Here is a 1,335-nt window from a genome sequence, read left to right on the forward strand (position 1 = left end):
TGCTGCGACGGACAGCGCGCCGTGTCGATCAGCAATACGCCCGTCGCGGGCAGCGCGATCTCACCGAGCGCGCGTGCGAGCCACTGCGGATCGGCGGCCAGCGTCGCCTCGCATGCAGCCATGCCCGCGGCGTCGACATGCCCGTACGGAACGAACAGCACGCCGTCCGCGCTGCGCCATGTCTGCGCATGCCACGGCGAGTCGTCGCCGAGCAGCGTCTGCGCGAGGCCGGTTTCGGCCAGCGTGTCGAGGCCGAGCGATGCGCCGAGCAGGTTCTGCGGATCGAAATCGACGGCGACGACCGGTCGGCCCCGCCGCGCAAGCAGCACGGCGAGCGCCGCGCACAGCGTCGTGCGGCCGGCACCGCCCGTCGTCGACGTCACGGCGATGGTTTTCATCGCGTGTCCTCCCGTTCGGTGTCGGCCACGTCGGGCAGCAACCGCCCGCGCAGCGCAACCGGCACGATCTCGCACGGCACGGCTTCGTGCCGGTCGATCCGGCGCGGCGCATGGAAACTGCGGCCGAAGCCCAGATGCCGCGCGACGATCCAGATGGGCACCGCGATCGCCACGCCGACGACGAATCCGATGACGATAACGTCGATCATGGCGCCTCCGGATGACGCAGCGGCATCGCGCTGCGGGTGACGCCGCGCGGATGCGCGGCGCTGGGAACCGGTCGTGTCGCTGGCGCGGTCGGCACCTGCGGCACGATGTCTTCCGGCGGATCCGGCGACACCGCGGGCGCGACGTCGATACCGGCGTCGAGCGCCGCCCGCGCCGTACCGCCCGGCGCGCGAGCCGCCGGCGCATCGTCCGCTGTATCCTCGGCCGCGAACAGATCGCTGTAGTCGGCGATCGGCGCGCGACGTTTTTCAGCCTTCAGCACGTTCAGTTCCGCATCGATGCTGCCTTGCGCGAGCCGGACGATCCGGTCCGACAACTGCCCGACCGGTACGTCGAAGATCCGCTTGAGCGCCTCGTCCGCATCGGCGGGCTCGCATGCGAACAGGAACACATACAGATGCTCCGCGTCGGCGGTGACCACGTCGCCCGCGCGGCGCGGCTGACAGTGCCGCAGCGCATCGACATGCGCGACGCCAGGCATCAGCGTCATCTTCACGAGCGTGTGCGGCAGCGCAAGCACCGCGCCGCGATCGAGCACCGCGCGAATCCGCAGGCAGAACGCGCCGACCGGCAGATAACCGATCACTGTGTCGCCAAGCGCGGCGGCAAGCGCTGCGCGGTAATCCGCCGGGACAGGCCGCGCATCCAGCTGCCCATGCAACGCGCGCAAGGCCGCCTGCAACCGGGAGAACGGCAGGTCGCGCCCGAC

At 71.0% G+C, this 1,335-nt stretch carries 3 protein-coding genes; all 3 read right to left on the reverse strand.

Going from position 1 to position 1,335, the window contains the following annotated elements; genetic code table 11:
• The coding region (locus KH616_RS25040; RefSeq protein WP_292254950.1) for a cellulose synthase operon protein YhjQ/BcsQ at positions 1-398 on the reverse strand (398 nt) is incomplete at its 3' end.
• On the reverse strand, positions 395-607 hold the full coding sequence (locus tag KH616_RS25045; RefSeq protein ID WP_292254953.1) for a hypothetical protein: 213 nt from the start codon (positions 605-607) through the stop codon (positions 395-397). The genes KH616_RS25040 and KH616_RS25045, both read right to left, overlap by 4 nt.
• Positions 604-1,335: BcsE family c-di-GMP-binding protein (locus tag KH616_RS25050; protein WP_292254955.1), on the reverse strand; the 732-nt coding region annotated here is incomplete at its 5' end. The genes KH616_RS25050 and KH616_RS25045, both read right to left, overlap by 4 nt.

This window comes from Burkholderia sp. (genome assembly GCF_018375725.1).
GTDB lineage: Bacteria > Pseudomonadota > Gammaproteobacteria > Burkholderiales > Burkholderiaceae > Burkholderia.

Excerpts from the sequence above, each read along its gene's own strand:
- KH616_RS25045 (WP_292254953.1), bottom strand. The coding sequence starts at position 607 with ATGATCGACGTTATCGTCATCGGATTCGTCGTCGGCGTGGCGATCGCG.